This is a genomic window from Aliiglaciecola lipolytica (assembly GCF_018860635.1).
Classification (GTDB): Bacteria; Pseudomonadota; Gammaproteobacteria; order Enterobacterales; family Alteromonadaceae; genus Aliiglaciecola; species Aliiglaciecola lipolytica_A.
The window spans coordinates 51,955-72,346 of sequence record NZ_JAHKPT010000021.1; the positions used below are offsets into that span (position 1 = coordinate 51,955).

The 20,392-nt window shown below is 36.6% G+C and carries 15 protein-coding genes; 13 read left to right on the plus strand and 2 right to left on the minus strand.

What is annotated here, in order from left to right; translation table 11 throughout:
* Positions 1 to 11: 11 nt before the first annotated feature.
* Genes KO530_RS08765 through KO530_RS08795 form a run of 7 tightly spaced genes read left to right on the plus strand, consistent with a single transcriptional unit; the run spans position 12 to position 7,608 of the window.
* Positions 12 to 677, plus strand: coding sequence for a class I SAM-dependent methyltransferase (locus KO530_RS08765; protein WP_216048045.1), 666 nt, complete (start codon positions 12 to 14; stop codon positions 675 to 677).
* Complete coding sequence (locus KO530_RS08770) at positions 667 to 1,419, plus strand: hypothetical protein (RefSeq protein WP_216048046.1); 753 nt, start codon at positions 667 to 669, stop codon at positions 1,417 to 1,419. The genes KO530_RS08765 and KO530_RS08770 overlap by 11 nt, the downstream gene beginning before the upstream one ends.
* Complete coding sequence (locus KO530_RS08775; RefSeq protein WP_216048047.1) at positions 1,412 to 4,372, plus strand: glycosyltransferase; 2,961 nt, start codon at positions 1,412 to 1,414, stop codon at positions 4,370 to 4,372. The genes KO530_RS08770 and KO530_RS08775 overlap by 8 nt, the downstream gene beginning before the upstream one ends.
* Before the next feature lie 3 nt (positions 4,373 to 4,375).
* Positions 4,376 to 5,068: a hypothetical protein gene (locus tag KO530_RS08780; RefSeq protein ID WP_216048048.1), complete on the plus strand. Its 693-nt coding sequence runs from the start codon at positions 4,376 to 4,378 to the stop codon at positions 5,066 to 5,068.
* Positions 5,065 to 5,916: a 3-deoxy-8-phosphooctulonate synthase gene (gene kdsA / locus KO530_RS08785; RefSeq protein WP_216048049.1), complete on the plus strand. Its 852-nt coding sequence runs from the start codon at positions 5,065 to 5,067 to the stop codon at positions 5,914 to 5,916. Before KO530_RS08780 ends, kdsA begins: the two co-directional genes overlap by 4 nt.
* The gene (gene kdsB / locus KO530_RS08790; protein WP_216048050.1) at positions 5,916 to 6,686 is read left to right on the plus strand and encodes a 3-deoxy-manno-octulosonate cytidylyltransferase; all 771 of its coding nucleotides are present in this window, start codon (positions 5,916 to 5,918) and stop codon (positions 6,684 to 6,686) included. Before kdsA ends, kdsB begins: the two co-directional genes overlap by 1 nt.
* Positions 6,676 to 7,608, plus strand: a complete 933-nt coding sequence (locus tag KO530_RS08795) for a KpsF/GutQ family sugar-phosphate isomerase (RefSeq protein WP_216048051.1) — start codon at positions 6,676 to 6,678, stop codon at positions 7,606 to 7,608. Before kdsB ends, KO530_RS08795 begins: the two co-directional genes overlap by 11 nt.
* Positions 7,609 to 7,854: 246 nt before the next feature.
* Here the strand turns inward: KO530_RS08795 and tnpA are convergent, their stop codons facing one another.
* The gene (tnpA, locus tag KO530_RS08800) at positions 7,855 to 8,166 is read right to left on the minus strand and encodes an IS66 family insertion sequence element accessory protein TnpA (protein ID WP_216048052.1); all 312 of its coding nucleotides are present in this window, start codon (positions 8,164 to 8,166) and stop codon (positions 7,855 to 7,857) included.
* A 745-nt stretch (positions 8,167 to 8,911) separates the two neighbouring features.
* Here tnpA and KO530_RS08805 point away from each other — a divergent pair.
* Positions 8,912 to 10,774 (plus strand): GT-D fold domain-containing protein, encoded by a 1,863-nt coding sequence (locus tag KO530_RS08805; RefSeq protein WP_216048053.1) that lies wholly within the window; start codon positions 8,912 to 8,914, stop codon positions 10,772 to 10,774.
* The gene (locus tag KO530_RS08810) at positions 10,771 to 11,508 is read left to right on the plus strand and encodes a hypothetical protein (protein ID WP_216048054.1); all 738 of its coding nucleotides are present in this window, start codon (positions 10,771 to 10,773) and stop codon (positions 11,506 to 11,508) included. The genes KO530_RS08805 and KO530_RS08810 overlap by 4 nt, the downstream gene beginning before the upstream one ends.
* Positions 11,509 to 11,910: 402 nt before the next feature.
* On the opposite strand, the gene KO530_RS08815 is transcribed toward KO530_RS08810, so the two are convergent.
* Positions 11,911 to 14,586, minus strand: coding sequence for a glycosyltransferase (locus KO530_RS08815; RefSeq protein WP_216048055.1), 2,676 nt, complete (start codon positions 14,584 to 14,586; stop codon positions 11,911 to 11,913).
* A 268-nt stretch (positions 14,587 to 14,854) separates the two neighbouring features.
* On the opposite strand from KO530_RS08815, the gene KO530_RS08820 reads away from it, so the two are divergent.
* The 4 genes from KO530_RS08820 to KO530_RS08835 all read left to right on the plus strand — a co-directional run bounded on the left by KO530_RS08820 (position 14,855) and on the right by KO530_RS08835 (position 20,018).
* Positions 14,855 to 16,306: a glycosyltransferase family 2 protein gene (locus KO530_RS08820; protein WP_216048056.1), complete on the plus strand. Its 1,452-nt coding sequence runs from the start codon at positions 14,855 to 14,857 to the stop codon at positions 16,304 to 16,306.
* Complete coding sequence (locus KO530_RS08825) at positions 16,303 to 17,544, plus strand: glycosyltransferase family 4 protein (RefSeq protein ID WP_216048057.1); 1,242 nt, start codon at positions 16,303 to 16,305, stop codon at positions 17,542 to 17,544. Before KO530_RS08820 ends, KO530_RS08825 begins: the two co-directional genes overlap by 4 nt.
* A 64-nt stretch (positions 17,545 to 17,608) precedes the next feature.
* Positions 17,609 to 18,982 (plus strand): hypothetical protein, encoded by a 1,374-nt coding sequence (locus KO530_RS08830; RefSeq protein ID WP_216048058.1) that lies wholly within the window; start codon positions 17,609 to 17,611, stop codon positions 18,980 to 18,982.
* 91 nt (positions 18,983 to 19,073) lie between these two features.
* The gene (locus tag KO530_RS08835; RefSeq protein ID WP_216048059.1) at positions 19,074 to 20,018 is read left to right on the plus strand and encodes a hypothetical protein; all 945 of its coding nucleotides are present in this window, start codon (positions 19,074 to 19,076) and stop codon (positions 20,016 to 20,018) included.
* The last annotated feature ends 374 nt before the right edge of the window (positions 20,019 to 20,392 follow it).

A 20,392-nucleotide genomic window follows, 5' to 3' on the forward strand; every position in this document is an offset into this window, starting at 1 on the left:
GGAAATTTATAGTGAAAATTAAAAAATATAGCGGTAAGAATAGATTTCAAATAATCGACCTTATACAAAAGGATAATCTAATAGGATTGGAGTTAGGCATTGCGGAAGGTGTATTTAGCGCAGAAATGATGAAATCAAAGAAATTTATGAGATATTTCGGTATTGATAGATATTCTGACCATCACGATGTGAAAGAGTATCTCGCTGTTCTAAAGAAAATAATGATTCCGCATCAAAACTTTACGCTAATAAGATCCACATTTGATGAAGGGGTTGATTTATTTCCTGATGAGTATTTTGATTTTATCTACGTTGATGGGTATGCGCATACAGGTGAGAATGCTGGTAAAACTATCGAAAAATGGTACCCAAAACTTAAAGTGGGGGGAATCATGGCAGGTGATGATTATCACGATGATTGGCCATTAGTAAAGTTAGTCGTTAATCATGTAGTTGAACAGTTAGGTGTCGAATTAAATGTTACAGAAAATACATCAAAAGAAAGGTACTGTATGTACCCCTCATGGGCTTTTTTAAAACCTAATTTGGGTAATGTTTTTATAGATGAAGAGATAGTGCTTATTTGTACACAAGAAGAAAATAAAAACGTTAGAAAAGATCTAAAAAAATTAAAAGAATGGTCACAAAAATCGAACGGAGGAACTAGTGATAGTTAAGCACGCCTACACCAATGCCATGAAGTATAGAGCACTAGCTAAAAGGGCAAAAAATACAATAAATCAATTAAAAGATAGTAATGTCGGTAGAAAAGTACTTATTTTAGGTACAGGTCCATCGTTAAATGATATCGAATTAGAAAGAATAAATGTGGATGCCGTTATTTATTTAAACAATGCGGTTACGATTAGAAAGCGAATCAAAAATATAAAAGAATACGTTGTAATAACTGACTTTTTGAGGATGACGGAGTTAAGACCACAATTAATATCGGATAGCTCTTTAACCGTGCTTTGTAGTAGTGATAAAATATTCAATCCAAATATTGATAGTAAAATATTCGATGACCCTTTTTTATTTATTTATCCAAAAGTTGATTATGAAGCTACCAGCAAAAGCGTAAATATGGCTGTAAGTCCTTCAAAGTTGCTTTCTGAAGATATACTGGAAGGAATATATTTAGGTAAGTCCGTGGTTTTTCCTGCAATCCAAATTGCATCGTATTTAGGGTTTAGTTCTATGTATCTTGGTGGAGTCGATATGAATCCAAATGAAAAGGTATATTTTAATGAAAACGTTAGAGGTAATTGGTCAGGTTTCAATTATGAAACTGATGGTAAGGAACACATGAGGAATTGTGCAAACTTTTTGATGAAATTAAATAAGAGACTTTATTCTTTAGGCTATAAAGGGGTAAATAAAGAATTGGCAAGATTACCTGTGGAAGTTATTTATGAATGATTTGGATATTCTTTTTTTACTACCAGTATCTGGGTTTGGTGGGGCTGAAATTCATTCATTTGAGTTAGCGAAAAAATTAAAAAATCAGGGGCATAATATCTCTTTTTGTTTTAATTTTAGTGAAGAAAATAAAAAGCTATTTGTGAGTGCATTTGAAGCTGGGTTTTCTTTATATAACCTGCCTATTCACTTATTTGATCATCGTGATATCCAATCATCGGTGAATAGACAATGTGATAGTGCATCTGATTTCCTAAACTCAAAAAAATTTGATTTAGTGATAATACCAGCTCCAAATCCATTTATGTCATTAGGGTTAATTGAAGCTTGTACAAAATCTAATATTCCCAATATTGTTATCTTTCACTTGGTTAGAATGAACACAAATGTCTCAGATGCAATACGTACTCGGTTTCTAAACGCTATCTCCCCTTCTACAAGGCTGGTAAGCGTATCTGATTTCTGTAAGGATGCCTTAAGTTACAACTTCAAAATACCTTCGAATCAAATTGAAGTTATAGAAAATGGAGTAATACTTCAAAAGTTGGACAAGGGTTTCTCTAAAATTAAAGAGGCTTTAGGTGTTGTTAATAAAAGATTAATTATCACTCCTGGAAGGTTTCACCCGCAGAAGAGTTGGGATACATTTATTGAAGCTATACCATTGATTCTAGAAAAACATCAAGATGTTCACTTTCTTTGGTGCGGGGATGGTGACATGGTTTCTCAATTGAAATTACGAGCAAAAGAACTTGGAATCGAGCGCTACATTTCAATTATAGGCTTTATCAAGTTTCCGTATAAATTATATGCACATGCAGATTTAGTTGTTTTACCGACTAGATTCGAGGCTTTTTCTTTACGTTTGTTAGAAGCGATGTCTAGTGGAGTTCCAATCATTACGACTGACGCTTCTTATCAAGATCGAGTAATAAAGCACATGGACAATGGTTTAATTGCTTTAACAGATTCAATTGAATCGTTGGCAGACAATGTTAATTACGCCTTGAGCAACCCTTTTGAGATGAAAGAGATGGGGGCAAATGCAAAAAAGTCATCTACACTTTACACTCCTGATAGGATGTATTCTAGCTACTTTAAACTTATTAATAATTTAATTTCTAGTAAAGCTGATGATCATTGTAACAATGTTGAAGTTTTTTCTACAGTGGAGGTGGACTGCAACACTGGTTCTCTAATGCTGGAAAACGTTAAAGTTGATTTAGTTGACTTTTTTAATCTTAAAACTTGTGATACTCATCAAAAAAGCTCAAAAAAAATAAGATTAATTCTAAATAATTATGTTAAGAATAGTGTGACTATCATTTTTAACATAAGAAATGTGCGCGATATTTATAGGGAAATGATGCACGAATTATCGTCACAGAAGCCTTTGGCTGGTGATATTGTAAATAGCTTTTATTGCGCAGCTTTAGAAAAGCTCACCGAAAACTCAATAAAAAACTTGGAAACTGTTGATTATTTGTTTGAGTCAATAATTTGTAGTGGGGGTGTAAAATCTAAAGTTTTTTTGGGTCTACTGAGAAATATATCTATTTTTAGTAATGAAGCAAGAGAACGTGTAATTTATAAATTCTGTTCACTGAAGATGCTCGATGCTTCTGGAAATAACAATTACTTTGAATTTCTAAAGTCTGTTGAATCAGAAAAAAGTTACTCAGATTTTTGGAATAATGGCGCATGCTTTTATTATTCATATATTGGTAAACCTGAGTTTGGTAAGTTTTTAGCTCCTGCTAAATCGGATCAGAAGGTTGCGATTTTGTTTGCGTCTCATTTTAACTATCCTTTACGGAATGGTTCAGACCAACGCATATATTCATTTGTCGAAAAGTATCACTTAAAGGGTTTTAAAGTTGTACTCGTAACCTTCCATGGGAATGGTCAAAGGGATAGAAGGTTGATATCTGGATTAAAAAACAAATTTGACTGTGATGTTAAAATAATTTATCAAAATAGAGTTCAAATCGACAATTATAAAGATGCCTTCCACTCTTTGAAAGATGGAAACTTTGATATTCACAAGTTTTACGATGAAAAATTACTATTAGAATTCTATAATATATGTAATGTCTACAAACCAGAACTGGTGCATATAAACTACTTTTATTTTGGGTGGCTATCGCTTGCGAGTCAACCTTCAAATAAAGTCAAACTAGTTTTAGATACTCATGATCTTATATCTAAGAGAAGAGCTGTATTCGACAAACTCAGAACTATATCCGCTGGTATCCCTACTCAAACTAGTCAAATTAATCTAGAAAAGATACTGGATTCAAGTAATCAAGCTTTAGAATTTAAATTAGATGACTCTGAGTTGGATTTTTATAATAGCTTTGATCAAGTAATTTTTATTTCTAAATTAGAAATGTCTATTCTTTGTTCTCGTCTAAGTGGGACTGAAAGCTTGTTTCTTCCCTACAGGCCTAAATTCGTCGAAATCGAGAGGAAACAGACTTTAGCTAATAGTAGAACGCGTGCGCTATTTATGGGCTCGAATAATGCCTTGAATATTATGGGAGCCGCTTTGATAGAGAAAATAGCACAGAGAATCAGTGGTTTATATGATTTCGAATTCAGAGTTGTTGGCGATATTTGTAACTCTATGTCAAATATTGATGGGATTAATAAAGGTTACTTTGTTGATGACTTAATTTTAGAATATAGCGCATGTGATTTCACTGTTTGTCCTATACCTTTTGGAACGGGTCAAAATATTAAAATTACGGAGTCGTTAGCCTTAGGTATACCTGTTATTGCTCACAGCGGAGTGGCCTATTCAGCCAACATCATTAATGGAGTAAATGGCTTGGTTTTTTCTACTGTACAAGAATTTTATGAAACTTTAGTAAGGCTGCATAGTGACACTATTTTTATGCAAGAAATAAAAGAAAGTTGTAAAATCTGGGCACTCGAATATTTTGGAGAATAATTAGTGAATAATGATATATATAGTAATTCAAAAGAAATTGAAAATTTAACTAATGCACTTATCGCCACTGATTGCTTCAATGGTCAAAAAGAAGCTTTGCAAATAATTAATGAGATAAAAACAAAAAATTACAAAATCTTGGATTTGTTAGATAATGATAATTTTGAGTTGATAGATGACACAAATTTAAATGTTAAAACTTTAGAGGCTAATGAACTCTTAAAAAATATCGAATATACAAATGCGCAACTGACATGTTCAGAGTTTGAGCGTTGGGAAATGAAAGTCGAAAAACCCACTGGTACACTTAAGCGGAATGGTTGGCATTCATTAGAAGAGTCGAATGTATTATGGGGTAATGGAGGACACTCAACATTAATCATTGAATGTAAGTCTACTAAGCAAGTTTTCCAAGGTTTTTTGATACGAACGTTGCAAGATAGCTTATTGGAATTTAACGAAAACTTTTCCTTGAAAGTAAACTTCTGTAGTAAACAGTATTTCGTAAAAGAGTTAGAAAAAAATCTTTTCATTGTTTTGTTTCTGCTTGAGGAAGATGCAGAGTTAATGGAGGTAGATATCTATTATGCTAATCCATCTTCGCCACTCGAACTAGGTATTGGAGAGGATCAAAGGACTTTGTCTGTTTGCCTTTCTGAAATTATAATATTCGAGCCTAAGGGAGCTTTTCAATGAGTGAACTACAGGTGGGAAATATTAGGATTTCTAATGGAAGAAAATTTACGCTGCTCGGAGGGGTGAATGTCCTTGAATCTGAACAATTTGCCGTAGATTGTTGTGGTAGATATGTAGAGGTTTGTAACGAACTTGAAATACCTTTGATTTTCAAAGGCTCTTTTGATAAAGCAAATCGTTCTTCCATAAAATCTTATCGAGGACCGGGCCTTGAAAAAGGGCTGGAGATTTTATTGGCAGTCAAAAAAAACTTTGATGGTATTCCAGTCATTACAGATGTTCATGAGCCTTGGCAGGTCAAGCCTGTCTCAGATGTTGTAGACGTACTACAACTTCCTGCGTTTTTGGCACGACAGACTGACTTAGTATTTGCGCTGGCTGCTTCTGGAAAGGTTATTAATATTAAAAAGCCTCAGTTCCTTAGCCCGGAACAAATGAAAAACATCGTAGATAAGTTTGTAGAGGCGGGAAATTCGAGAGTCATGCTATGCGATAGGGGTACTCTTTTAGGTTATGACAACCTAGTTGTTGACATGCTGGGCTTTGGTGTAATGAAGAAAGTTAGTGAAAATAAACCTATTGTTTTTGATGTAACACATGCACTGCAAACTCGTAAGTCTGGTGCTCTCGCATCAAGCGGAAGAAGAAGTCAAGTGACTGAGCTTGCCCTTGCTGGAATTTCGACTAGGATTGCAGGATTGTTTTTAGAGTCACACCCAAATCCGAACGATGCAAAATGTGACGGACCTAGCGCGCTGCCACTTTCAATGTTGAAAGATTTCTTGTACCAAGTAAAAGCAGTCGATGACTTAGTAAAAAGTATGCCCATTCTAAATACAGGTAATTGATGAACTTTCATATTGTAATCCCTGCAAGATTCAACTCATCTCGGCTGCCTGGAAAACCGCTTCTAGATCTTCATGGTAGACCTATGATTTGGCATGTGTATCAACGAGCTCTTGAGTCTGGTTTTAAGTCGATAACTATTGCTACAGATGACTCTCGAATTTTCAAAGCTGTTTCATCGTTTGGTGGTAACGTTTTAATGACTAAAGATTACCACGAGAGTGGCACTGATAGGCTGGCAGAGGTAGCAGAGTTAAAGTCTTTTTGTGATTCCGATATAGTTATCAATTTGCAGGGGGACGAACCGCTGGTACCCGCAAAGTGTATAACTAAATTAGCAGATACTTTTCAGAGAAAAACTGAAATTGATATTGCAACTTTAAGTGCTGAAATTACTGATAACAACGATATTTTCAATTCAAATGTGGTTAAAGTTGTGACGGATCTCAAAAGGAAGGCATTGTATTTTTCCAGAGCCCCTATTCCGTGGCATAGAGATAATTTTGAAAAGAATGAAAAACATTTAATATCACGTTATAAAATGGAGCGACACATTGGTATGTATGCCTATCGAGTTGATCAATTAAAAACAATAAGTAAGTTAGCAAAATCACCACTCGAAGAGATAGAGTCGCTGGAGCAACTGAGGGCTATAGAGAATGGTTTGAGGATATATGTAAATAAGCTAGAGTTTCAACCTCCACATGGGGTAGACACTATAGATGATTATGAAAAATTACTTGTTACAATGAGCGATTACAATGACATATAAACATATTGCTGAACGAGTTTTTAAAATTGAATCGGATGCAATTTCTGCTTTAGCTAACAACTTGGATAGTAATTTTACTTCAAGCGTAGATGCTATGTTAAATAACTCTGGTCGGCTCATAGTTTGTGGTATGGGCAAGTCAGGTATTATTGGAAGAAAAATTTCTGCTACTTTCGCCAGTACTGGTACACAAAGCTTTTTTATGCACCCAGGAGAAGCTTTTCATGGTGATTTAGGAATGGTGAATTCAGAAGACATTTTTCTTGCAATTTCAAACTCCGGAGAAACTGATGAAGTATTAAAGCTGTTACCTTTTTTAAAAGAAAATGGTAATTTACTAGTATCTATGACGGGAAACAAAGAATCTACGTTAGCAAAAGAGAGTACTTTTCATCTTGACATATCAGTTCAGAAAGAAGCTTGTCCTTTAGCGTTAGCCCCAACAGCTTCTACTACCGCGACTTTAGCAATGGGGGATGCACTTGCTATCGCCCTGATGGATGCTAGGCGATTTAAACCTGAAAATTTTGCTCGCTTCCATCCTGGGGGCTCGTTGGGACGCCTACTTTTAACAAAAGTGAAGGATGAAATGATCCAGCATAATTTACCTGTAGTGAGTAAGGGTACCTGCTTTGTTGATTTACTACATGTAATTACAAGTGGGGAACAAGGTTTAGCTATTGTTGTTGACGTCAATGGTTACATTGAAGGGGTGGTTACCGATGGGGACGTAAGAAGAGCTATGGAGTCACATAAATCCTCTATCTTCTTAATGACTTCACAGGATTTAATGACATCAGCACCAATTACAATAGGCCCAAATGAGCTTTTGTCCTATGGGATATCAATAATGGATAATAATAATATCAATAAGTTAGTAGTTTCAGTTGATGAAAAGTTGGTAGGTATATTGCGAAAATGATTTGACCATTACAAATCAACCTTCCGTTTTCTCCGGCCTCCCATTTCCACACAACGATTGTTTACCTTCGGGGCTAAACTACCTTACGGAGCTATACAGGGGTTTCCTCGTTTCATATCAGAGATTTGATGGATTAGGTCTCTCATTTACACCTGCGATGCGTAGACTCACGATATCCCATCTGTGAAAGAGAGATAAACAGGCCATCCATGAATGGCGACAGCTCTAGTTGCTGTTCAACCATAATCATGAGGTTACTGCCTTCATGATACCAGCTAACCACGTCACTTCACTTGTTTGCTCCACATTCAAGGTTACATCGCGATAAACGATTGTAATCGGAGATTCTGTAGCAACCGGTTCTGGTTTGGCGCTAGCCACTTTCAGTAATTTGTTGGTCGACCGAGTCCTTCCTTTATACAGATCGCTTTTACGTGCAGAAAAAGTTTTCAAATGAATGTCGTGCTTGACACAATATTTATGAGCGGTTAACTCACTTGATCGATACTCTACAAATATAGCTTCCCACCCTTCTTGAGTTCGACGTTCTCTTCGCATAATGCCCTCGACTGAAAATCAAAAAACATTGTGCAGAATTAAACATCTAATGAATAGGCGGCCTTTGCTAGACGCTCACATAAATAGAGCGTAAAATCTGAAATAGTTGATAATGATATTTTTGTTTGAAATTCTTTACTGAAGGAAATAGTACAGGAGTAAATTATGTAAAGCGTATTGATGATTTAGCGTTCCAGAATATTTTACCTAGTTTGAAGTTTGTTCAGAACACATTTAATATTTTTCACATTAACTCTATAATGGATAAGAATTACATAACAGGTATGTTTATACTTTGTTCGTTTATGAATTAGTGAAATAGCCTCTGAGAATATAGACCATTCTCGAGCTGCAACAGGCTATAATTTGGGTATGCTAGCGCGTCCTGCTTTTGTGAACGGGTAAATACGGTGATAGGTACTCCAAAGAATTCGCTTCTTAGCATTTGGCAGAGTACTGTTATCGGTTTAATATCCATGTCAATTTGAGAGCTCTATGATTTTCCCCTAACCCCGTAGACATTTTTTACTTAGAGTCTGAAGTAAGGTAAAAAGTGTTATGAATAAGAAAGAAGCAGCTTAATAGCTCAGGCGACAACTACCTTGAAAAACGCCGCGACACAAGATTGTAAAAAATATTGCATAGAACCAAACTACAAAGTTTTGTAGTATCTAGTCAGAACTGGATAATGTGCGTCAAATGCTTGGAATGGCTTTAGGAACCTCGACCAATAATGAACGAAAAATTGTTAGAACAATTACAACAAACCCAACATTTACAACGCTCACTTTTTATTCATAATGAGAAAAACCCGTTTCATTGTACTGAAGAGCTGTTCAGTACACTCAAAGAGGCGATAAACAAAAAGACTCCGTTCTCATTGATTCGCTTAGGTGATGGTGAGGGACGAATCCTAGCCTACCCTCGTTTATTTGAAGATGATGTATTTATTTCACAGGTGCTTACATACCAGTTCGGTAAAGAAGTTATTGGTGAGTTGAAAAAAGAAATCGCTGAAGATTTTCTTGCGCCGAGCATGCTGAAACTGCAATCACTAATAAAAAATTCAATTTTAAATGCCGATGTTATTGGCGCTCCGAGCTGGTTACATTTTCGGGAAGCTGTAAATGAAAAGAATATCATTGCACAAACGGCACAGTCTGTGTGCCTTCAGAGTGTCGACCAACTTGTAAGTAAAGACATTCCAATTTTTGATCATTTCATTTTTAAGCCTTTTAATAAAAGTGGCTTTTTCAAGCGCTTGTTAGAAAATCTGGACTGTCTAACTGTTATTTCTCATACCGATATCAGTGACACATTGGTAGATACGTTTGATCTGAAAAGCTGCAACCACATTAAAATCCCTGGGCATCAATCTTTCATGAAGTCCGGGGAGTTTCATTTTCCTACTCGTTACAAAGAAATCGAAAACGAAATACAAGTTCCCGATAGAGGTCACTTGTTTTTTGTAGCCGCAGGTTATCTTGGTAAGCATTATTGCAACATCATCAAGCAAAAAGGTGGTATTGCTATCGATATTGGTTCAATTTTCGACGGATGGACAGGTTTAGGTCGCCCGGATGCTACCGCTAATGAAGAGCAGCGTCTGAAAAAGCCCCGTAAGTTGTATATACACATGGGGCACCATAAAACCGGTACAACATCTCTGCAGTTTTCACTTGTTCAGTCTGAAAACCAGTTAAAAGAAGCTGGGATTTCGTTTTTAAAGCATAACAAAAGTGGCAACTCTTCTGAATTGATCTCAGTTTCTGCTGCACGCAGCAGGATAACAACCAAACTGACTTCTACGTTTTATAATTTAATTCGCGAAGCACCGGAGGGTGATGGCATTATTTCTGCGGAACATCTTTCTTTTATCGAAAACGAAGCTGTAATAGAAGAATTAGCGATGGAATGCAAAAAGCATTTCGATGATGTAGTAGTGATATGCTACCTTCGGCGTCAGGATAAACTTGCTATTTCTTTGAAGCAGCAAGCAGCAAAGCAACCTTTTAGTGGCGCATCACCTAGTAGCGCATTATGTGGCCATGACAATAAAAATGTCTTACCACCACTAACATTTACTCTGTTCAATTACTTAAACTTTGAACAAAAAGTGCAAAAGTGGCAACGCGTATTCGGCGCAAACAAAGTGGTGATAAGAGTTTACGATAAAGAAGTGCTACATGAAGAATGTATTTGCGCTGATTTTTCTAAATTACTAAAACTGAAAACGCCTCTTAAGACTATAAATGTTAACGATGGCCTTGGCGCAGTAAAAACCAAAATTAAACACTTGTTGCTAGAAACCAAAGCGCCCTCTGAGATCATTGACTATTTTGATAAACTAAAGATATCAGACGGCGATTATGAATTACGTAAGGTCGAGCATAGCCACGTTAACTTCATGCGAGCCTTTGCTGAAATAAATAATAGTTTCATACTGGATAGCGAGCTCTTATCAGTATTAAGTAACAATAATCCTGTGACCTACTATGAGCCAGAGCGAGAAGTGGAAGATGTCGTTATCGAATTACTATTAATGGCTGAAAATATCCCACCCGATGTTCGTAACAACTATATCAAGCTATTGAAGGTGTTTAGATGAAAATTTTAGTTGTAGGTGACAGTCACTCTAGATTTATGAACATAACCAGCGAGATGAGAGATTGCTTATCCGTTACCCGAGGACTATCGGTAAGAGTAATGCCAATCTCAGGCGCAACAATAACTGGTTTTGGTAAACGTGCATCAACTTTAGATTCGTATGGTTCGATGGTTGACATATACCATCAATTTAACCCTGATTATGTTTGTTTTGCTCTTGGACAAGTAGACATAGAGCTAGGTTATTTTTACAGAAAAGTAATAAAAGAAGAACAAATTGAGTACAAGAGTTTCATTGACGGTTTAGTAGCAAACTATGCTGAAAAATGTAACGAATTTGTGTCAAGTTTCAATCCGAAAGGGCTGTCGATTAAAGGCGTTAACCTTTCAACCTTAACAGAATCCAGAAGTAAAGCAGTACATTATACAAGTAGAATCATCGCGGAAAACGTGAATGATGACGAACAAAAGAAGCATTTCAATAAGCAGCTTAGGGAATTTTTTCCTTCCAATATAGAGAGAAATTCAGCTCATTTATATTTCAATAAGTCATTAAAGGAAATGTGCTTAGCTAATGGGTTCAACTACTTTGATATTGTCGAGGAAACGAGTGACCTGAATTCTCTTTCGGTTTCTAAGCAGTTCATCCCGTGCAGTGACGATCATCACTTATTGGACTCTTTGTACGTTAGAGAATGTCATTTAATTAATTTAGTAAAATCTCTAAGTCTATGAATATTTTCTTTGATGAGGCTAACCCGGCATTCGGCCTGATAGAAGCCATGGAAATCAACAAATTTGACCTTCCAAGAGGCCGAAACATAGCGATCGATTAATTGAATTTCTACGGCAGCGAAGAGACAAGGATATAATTGCTTGCTTAAAATCTCATGTGGGCACTCTACGCCAGCAATGCTGTATTTGCTAAATTTATTTCGAATTGTGCACAATCGGAAAACTCTAACCTGAGAGTAGTGGTAAGTAATATTTTGTCGAAAATTCAGGCGTAAATGTCCGTTTGCATTTAACCTTACCCTGTTTCAGGTTAGCTGTGCACTGTTGAAATATTAGTTTCTTTGATTCAGGATATTAAGCTACAGCTAAGATAAACTCTTAGCTGCATCCGACCTGTAATAGCTACCGGCAACTATAAATTCCTACTGATTCAAAAATTGTCTTAAATTGTTTCACACCATGTTCGAAAGAATAGTTCTCTTTGGCTAATAATTGACTATTTTCGGCAAAACTTTGCCAAAGTTTTTGGTCATCATATAATTTGATTATTTCATCAACCCACTCTTGCGGCTCTTTTGCGATTAAAGTGTTCAATCCGTTAGTTAGGCCAGTCCCTTCAGCAGCTACATCGCTTAAGACACAGGGTACCTGATAAGCCATCGCTTCTAAAACTTTTCCCTTTATACCTGAACCTGATAGAAGAGGAGCAACAAAAACTCTGTGCTTATGAAATACATCGTCTAGGCTTTTAGCAAACCCGACGATTTCAATATTTTCGCACTCATAGTCATCGAAGGACTTAGGCATTTTACTGCCGTAAACATACAGTTTTATATCTGGACGGCTTGTTAGCAGTAAAGGCATGATTTTTTCTACTAAATATTCTACTGCCTCTACATTTGGTTGGTGGCCATAACCTCCAAGAAATGCTATTCCTTCTCGTTCTTCGAAACTAGGACCTGCAGTTTTACTTTCGAGTACCCAGGGGGTTATATGGAAGTTTCCTTGCTCCAATATATGAGATGCAATAACAGCATGCTCTGTGTTGTTATAACATAAGATAGCGTCTACTTTTTTGCATATATTCAATTCATCTTCACGAGTTTTTATCGCTTTTGATCTATCTTCATCACTTTTTGCCGAGCGTAATTCTCGTAAGAAATGTAGATCTGCGTTATTAAACAATATTGGTATAGATGGTTGAAGACTCTTTATTCTGTCAACAAAGCTCTGTGCAACGTAATATCGAGTAATATAAACAGCATCCATCTCTTTTAAACGCTTTGCTAACATACTATCAATAGATATATAAAAAGGCGCATAGAGCACTTCGACTCCCATTTTTTGAAGCTTGGTAGTCAATTCCCCTAAGTGAGCAAGATTGTCTGTTGTAAACGTCACTTTAAAGCCCAGTGATTGCATCAACTTTATTTCTTGAATGGCGGCATATGATCCTGCATCTCTGCTAGGATCAGGTGCTGTGTAATCAATAACTAGAATACGCTTTTGAATATTACGATCTTTTTCAATCTGCAAGTTCTCAATACTTGCTTGTCCATTGTATCTTACTTCTGATGACCAGCGCTTTGCGAATTTGTTGAAATTAACTACTTGGTTTTTCTTAACACCACTATTGAGATCTCTACCATTAGTCATTCCTTCGAAATGAAATACCTCTGAGCTAGGAACATACAGCGTTGAATATCCTGCTTCTCGCACTTTGAATGCTATATCAGTGTCTTCAAAATATGCTGGGGCTAAATAATCACTAAAACCTTCAACTTTGTCCCAAATATCTCTTCGAATACAAAGTGAAGCTCCACTTAAATAATCAGCATGGCGCATATAGTTATATTCCGGCTTATTTGGGTTGTCACCGTTTCCTACATTCCAAGGATTGCAAGAAGCCCAAACGATTCCGCCAGCTTCTTGTAATGTTCCATCTTCGTTAAGGAGCTTGCTTCCCACAATGCCGCAATCGTCATTCGATGAAATAACTTCGATTAATTCATCTAACCAACATGATGTGACTTCTGTGTCATTATTTAAAAATAAAAGATACTCTCCTTGGCAAATTTCTGCTGCTTTGTTGCAGTTGCGAAGGAACATTAGATTTTTTTCATTTCGGGAGACTATCAGGTTTTCTATATAAATTTCTGCCTCTTCTGTTTCATCAGTAGAACAGTCATCCGCTAAGATCACTTCAAATGGTGTTTTGTTATAAGCAAGTATTAGTGAGGCAATACAATGATAAGTTAATTCAAACTTATTATAAGCGGGAATAATTATGCTTACCAAAGGTTTATCGAATTTAGGTAAGCTTAGTTTGGGGTATTCTTTTCGATTATTCCAACCCTCACACAAAACGCTATGAGCATTATGAATATTGTTAAGAGTAGCCAAATCTAACTTTTCATCGAACCACAATTTTAGTGATTCATATCGAAACGCGGCTTGCGCGCAGTCGCTAATTAATCGTGTTGCCTTGTGAGGGTTTTTAAGGTGCTCTCTGGGAGTAATTATCGGAGAAAATTTTGCATGTCCTTGCCATAAAGCGTTAGAGCTGCCCTCTAACCCTATGGTGTACAGTCGTTCAATTCCATCTAATAATTCAGTTGGAATTGAAACTGATACTTGGTTATTACCTGTAATTACATTCAGATGTTGGAAATAAACGAGTTTATTTCCGGCATTTAGCTGCAAACGAAGATTTGGGTATGCTTGGTCCGACTGAACATTAAAAATAAAGTTGAAAGAATCTTTAAACTTTAAATCCATTTCAAATGTGGGTTCTGTCCTTTCAAAAAGGAAGCTATTACCTTCTACTTTGTCACCAGTTTCTGAACACAATCTAATTGAAAGTTCACCATATTCAGTTATTTTATCGTCGATGAAAACTCGAAATGCATGACAACCATCGGTAAACCCTGCATCTTTTAGATCCTGTCTGAAAAGGGACGCTTCACCAGTACCTATAACTTTGCCATTGATTTCTATTTGAAAAGAAGACGATTCTGATGAAGGAGTGTTATTGAAATACCAACCAGAAAGAAATCCTGCGGTGAAGTCTTCAATCACAAACTGTGCTGTTTCAGACATCCTTTACCTACTTAATTAATGATTTAAAAACCGACGTAATGTATCATTTATAAAATCCATTCAGAAGAGCTGTCAGTGAAATTTCTTGTAATTTAATACCCTTAGCGTTGAATTAAAAACCTTTAAAAATATAAAAAGGTTAAATAGTTGCTATTAACGCTATTCCGGTAGATGAGAATTTGAAATATAAATCAGTTTGGTAGTTATGATGGGGTATCTATTATGTTGTACTTAGGAGTTAATAACTTTGCTTAATCGGCTTAAAAATTCGTTAAAAAGGAAATTATCTAAAGATGCACTGTTACACGTGGATTTTATCATCAGCCAAGGGAATATGGTTTTAATACTAGGATGGGCGGCACATAAAAGTGCAAGTCTTAGTGCTAATATGATCGAAGCCCATTTTAACGGGCAAAAGTTAGAACTTGATTTGTTCACCTTTTCTAGAAGCGATGTGGTTCAACGATTTCAGTTACCTAGCGATAGCAGTTGCCTTGGATTTTTAGCTGTGCTCTCAGGAGTTTCTGGTGATTTAGATAATATATCTCTAAGCCACTCGCAAACCCAGTTTGGTATGTCGAAGTTGAATTTTAAGCAAGCAAATAACGTTACTGAAATCTTAAGCCATGTTCCCGTTCGCCAAGATGAAGCAAAGAAGTTTGTAGAAAATTATGGAATATCTTTAACGGGTTCTAATTCATCCAGTAGTCTGATAATAAGAAATCGAGACAAAGACGTTGAGAAAATAAAAAGCATTTTGCAGGGAGTTGATATTGCTAAAGTAGGTGCTTTAGAAACTTTACATTCTGAAGCGTTACCAGAAATTCATCGCATTTGGAAAGCCAAGCAATCTAAGAATAACAACCGAGAATTAAAGGTTTTTGGTGATGAAATTGACGAGCCGAAAGTGAGCGTTGTCATTCCTCTTTATGGCCGTTACGATTTTATGCAGCATCAGTTAGCTAATTTTGCTGCGGATCCTTTTATGTCTGCAGTGGAAGTTATTTATGTACTCGATGATCCCGCATTACAACGGGAAGTTTTGATTACTGCCCATGGCTTATTTAAAACGTTTAGACACCCGTTTAAGTTAGTTTTGTCTGAACGTAATCGAGGTTTTGCCGGTGCCAATAATTTAGGTGTGGAATTTGCCACATCAGAGCATTTATTGTTACTTAATTCGGATATTTTGCCAAAGCAAAATAGATGGCTTGAAGTTTATCTGGAGCAGTTCTCGTCAATAGATGATGCCGGAATTATGGGGGCAACGCTTACCTATGAGGATGAAACAATTCAGCACGCAGGAATGGAATTCAGAGAAGACTCCCACTATCCAGGAATTTGGATGAATCACCATCCATTTAAAGGCGTACCAGTGGATTTAGTGCCATTGGAAGATGTTTTCCCATCTCCAATTACAACGGGGGCTTGTATGCTAATGACTACAAAATTATATAGGGAGTTAGAAGGCTTTGACCCTATGTATGTGTTGGGAGATTTTGAGGATTCAGACCTTTGCTTAAAAGTCATCGACAGGGGCTTTAAAGTGTATGTATCCGGAAAAATTAAACTCTATCATTTGGAGCGTTTATCCCAAGATTTAGTGGATAGTGGAGATTGGAAATTTAAATTGACCTTAGCAAATGGAGCATATCAAGCAAATAAGTGGCGTAATTTGATTCAGGAGGTCTCTGCATGAGTAGTTTACAAGGGAAGCGCTTATTAATCATTTCTCATGGTCACCCAGACCTGAATAAAGGCGGTGCTGAGATGGCTGCCTACAATATGTTTCAGGAACATCTGAAGCAAGGTGTCGACGCCTATTTTCTAGCACGGACCGATCAGACTCCCCACGGCGGTGCTGCTTTTTCACAGAGAAATAGCGCTCGTGAAATCTTATTTCACACGACTATGGATGATGGCTTTTTATTTTCAAACATCAAAACTCGGCATATGTGGCAGGAGTTTAGAGACTTACTGTTACTTATCAAACCCGATGTAGTTCATTTACATCACTACTTCTTACTGGGAATTGAGATACTTGAAGAAATTAAACTGTCTTTACCAAATGCTAGGATTGTTCTTACTCTTCATGAATATTTAGCCATTTGTCACAACAAGGGGTTGATGGTTAAAACCAATGGTAAACTTTGTTATAAAGCCACTTCACGAGATTGCCATAGCTGTTTCCCTGAAAAACAGCCAGGAGATTTCTTTCTTCGTGAAAAATACATTAAGCGTCTTTTTCAAAATGTTGATCACTTTGTCTCTCCATCAGCTTTTTTAGCCAAACGCTATATTGATTGGGGGATTGACGAAAGTACAATTTCTGTCATTGAGAACGGCCAAAATTGCATTCAAAAAAATACAACCGTAAGTCAAGCGGATAATGATTTCAGACCAGTAAAATTCGCTTTCTTCGGTCAGATTAACCCCTACAAAGGAATTGATGTGTTGATAGGCGCACTAGCGGGGTTAACTAAACAAGTTAAAAAGCAAGTTGTGATAGAAATTCATGGTGCCAATTTAGAGCATCAAACAGGAAGTTATCAGCAAAAAGTTAAAACTCTGATGAATAAATATGGAGCCCGTGTGCATTTTCATGGCGCTTATGAACCGCAGGAGATGCCGTCTATCTTGTCTTCAGTTGATTGGGCAGTTGTACCATCGATTTGGTGGGAAAACTCTCCCATGGTGATTCAAGAGGCATTCAATTGCGGTGTACCTCTAATTGTGAGTGATATTGGTGGTATGAAAGAAAAAGTTGAAGATGGTGTTGACGGGTTGCATTTCAGAGATGGTAGCCCATTTGATTTAGCTGATAAAATGAGTTTGTGTGTAAATGATAGGCGTCTACGAAACCAACTAGCAGCTAATATTAAAGCTCCTATGAGTATCGAAGAGTGTGTAGACCGTCATTTATCAATATATTGCTAGTTTGTTTTTAGCATTGTTCTTTGTGTTTTTGGAATGTAACGGTAATTTAAGGGATTAGAGCTGAATGCTGCGAAGAATCAAGCAAGCCATTGTTCATAAGTTTGCGACTCAAAAAACAACAGGTTTTATCGTTGAGCGACTCGACTGCAATCAAATATCTGGTTGGATTGTTCCCCAAAATGATGACAACCCGAAGGCGTGTAATTTTCAGGTAATTGAAAGTGGTCGGGTAGTTGACATAAAAGTGCGTTTGTTTCATCGAGCTAACTTTGAGGCACAAAACGCTGCGAACCTGTTCGGTTTCAGGATCAGTTTCAAACAACAACTTGTGGATTTGTCTGCTACCTCTTTCTTTTATATTGATGGGCAAAATAGGCTCGAACCACATTTTCTTGCTCAAGTAAGCGTTGCCTTAGCTGAGCCTTCATGCTCAGTGTACTTCCTGAATAAAATGGTTTCCCAGAAACTAGTAAATGCTGAAACTTTACCCTCTAAGGAAGCATTAACTCTTCTAAACTCTTCAGAATCGGGCACAAATAAAAATATCGAAGAAAAGATGACGGAATTACTTTGTAAGGATATTTCAGCATTCCATCTGCAGGCTGGGTTGAAATCTAAAAGTGGTGTTGCAATTACCGGAAAGTCAGGTCATCTTTTTCTTCATGGTGGCTCTAACAAGGTTGATGAGTTATTTCAGAACAATGATATTCATATAGAGAAAGTCCCAAAGTGGTTAGCGTTATTTTCAACCAGAAAAGAAAGAGCAGAAGGAGCAAATTATCGTTATGTTCAGTTTGTCATCCCCGAAAAACAAACCTTAATGACCCAACACTATTATCGGAATATTGACGGTCCTTCTCAATTGCTTAAATCAATAGAAGAATCAGATCGCAGTTTTTATTTCTCAATGGTTGACGCTTTTGCAGAGTACGATGGGAGCGATTTGTTTTTTAAGACAGATAGTCATCTAAATGCAAAAGGTACATATTATTTATTCAAAGAGCTCGTGAAGTATTTGGGCTTAACTTTAGATTCAGAACCTCAGTTTAGAGTTTCAAAACAATTAAGTGGTGATTTGGGCAGAAAGTATTACCCATTTACGTTTTGGGAAGAGTTTGAGACAACTAATGACATACCCAAGTTTGATCGCCAAGTGAAATATAAATTTATTCCTGCTAACAAAGCCCACATGGGAAGGCATATACATTGGGTTAATCCAGACGCTATTTTCGAAAAAAAGGTGTTGATTTTTGGGAACTCATTTTGTGAAATGGGAACTAAACAACATCACTTAACTTGGTGGTTTTCACAATATTTCTCAGAATGTCAATTTGTGTGGTCTGGTGATTTTAACAATAAACTTATCGATAAATTTCAACCTGATATTGTCATTGGGCAATCAATAGAAAGGTTTCTTAGACTTGTGCCTAATTATTAGTCTTTTTCATATCCATCGCTAGCGACACATTCATTCGCTAGCATTTTTCTGCGAGAAGTGCGTTTCGCACTCGCCAATAATAGAGTTTTCAATGAAACAATTAATCTTACATGTCGGTTTACATAAAACCGGAACATCTTCTATTCAATCTTTCTTAATGAAGAATATTGAGATACTAAAAGAACAGGGAACCGCAGTTTATACCCGAAAAGGTAAGGCGGGAGTCCACTGGGTTCCTGCGATGATCAAGAATAAACAGCCTCATCAGGTGAAAATGGTTGCAGACTTCGTGCGTTCAGAACTAGCCAAGGATGACGTTAACCAAGTAATTATTTCGTCCGAAAACTTTACCCAAACAAAACAAGTTAATTATCCAATGATTACGTCATTACTGCCCTCAAACACTCAGCTAGTCATAATTATTTATTTAAGGCGGCAAGACTTACTGAAGCAATCTGTTTATAGTCAGATGGTTAAGCAAGGTACCTTCAGTGGTACTATAAACGAAGATAGTCACTATAATTTTGACCTTTACAAGCAGTGTACAAAGTGGAAAGCACTGACAAATGATATTAGGGTCAGAGTGGTTGAGCGTTCGCAGTTAATTGAAGGCGATTTACTTAAGGATTTTGTTCACACTATTGGATTAAAGTGGAATGAAAAGTTTGAACCGCTAGTAAATCAAATTAATGAATCGTATTGCTCTGATACAATGGAATTTAAACGATTGTTGAATGCAAAAAAGTTACCACCAACAATTAATAAAAAAATAGCTGCAACTTTATCTCAGTATGACAAAGAAAGAAGTGATAATGAGCGCGAAAAAGCGGTCTTTTTTGATTTTAGTGAGGCGAGTAGTTTTTTAGATGGGTTTAACGAGGGGAACAGTGGTATAGCTCGAGAGTTTTTGGGGAGAGAGGATGGGCTGCTTTTTACTGAGATGCCATCTGAAGAGCAACTAAAAAATATTCCTAAATTGTCAGAAAAACAAATATTAAACTTTTCAGCGTATTTGATAAAAAATCTAGTGAGTTAATTTTAAACCTTCTAAGTTAAGTTTCGTTCTTTCAATTCCAACAGCCGATATTATTTTGTCTTATATTATCGGCTACAAGTGGCCAGAACGCTCCACTACTTTAAATTCTATTTCTCAAATGGTGATTTTAGCGGTTAACTCATTTGTTAGGTTTTTAAATTGTTTAAGTCGCTTTTTAACGGGAGTACGTTCCTCTTACTTATTGGTTGCAGGCATCTAATTTTGGAGATCTACTTGCACCATGACTATTTAGCACGCTTAACGGTAAAGAAACATAACTGGTAAGAGTTGCGCCTGATCCAGATAAGGAACTTCTTAAAAAGCCAACTTATATTGCGGTAGGCTCAATTATATTCCGTGTCCAGAATAATTGA